The organism is Mesorhizobium sp. M7A.F.Ca.MR.362.00.0.0, from assembly GCF_004023175.1.
GTDB lineage: Bacteria > Pseudomonadota > Alphaproteobacteria > Rhizobiales > Rhizobiaceae > Mesorhizobium.
This window is the reverse complement of the sequence record NZ_RZTF01000874.1, coordinates 1-632: the sequence shown is the minus strand read 5'-3', so window position 1 is coordinate 632 and position 632 is coordinate 1. Positions and strand designations below refer to the sequence as shown.

The window sequence follows — 632 nt, the reverse complement described above, 5'->3', positions numbered from 1 at the left end:
CCTCCAGTCAGATCAGGCTCTCACATACACGGAACGCCGTAGCCGACAGCGAAGGCGTCTTCAGAACTATTTCGATAAGCTACGAAGCGAAGACCGTGGCGTGCCCATCTGGGAGAGCGCGCACAACGGCACCGTTTTGCGGCACCCAGAGACAGGAGACGTATCGCCGCCCGTCAATTCGCACCTGCTTCACCTGCACATTGGCATCGACGCTCAGACCGAGCCAAGAATGCATATTCAGCTGACCGGCGGCGCACCTCGCCAGATCAGGGCCGCGTTGCTCGAACTCGGCCTCGAGACAGGTGGAATGGAGACTCCCATCGCCATTCTACCGGAGACCGGCAAGCCATGGCGGCCCCGCTTCGACGCCAAAACACTGGCGGAGGAAGAGCGGATGCTGCAGGCGGCAGCCTATATCCTCTGCGCGTACCTGACCGGGATGCGGGACTGCGAGGTCCAGGCGATGCAGCGCGGATGCCTTTCCGTAACGCGCAGCCAAGATGGCATGGTCATGCGTCATCGCGTTCGCTCGGTTGCCTACAAGGGCAGGTCGAGCCAAGGTGAGCCGGCTGATTGGATTACAATTGAGCCTGTAGCCAAGGCGATAGAAGTGCAGGAACGTTTGTCCTTCC

The 632-nt window shown here is 60.6% G+C and carries 1 pseudogene; it reads left to right on the top strand.

Annotated features, from left to right (window positions below):
• Positions 1 to 229 precede the first annotated feature (229 nt).
• Positions 230 to 632, top strand: a pseudogene (locus tag EOC06_RS44695) (integrase); the annotation flags it as partial.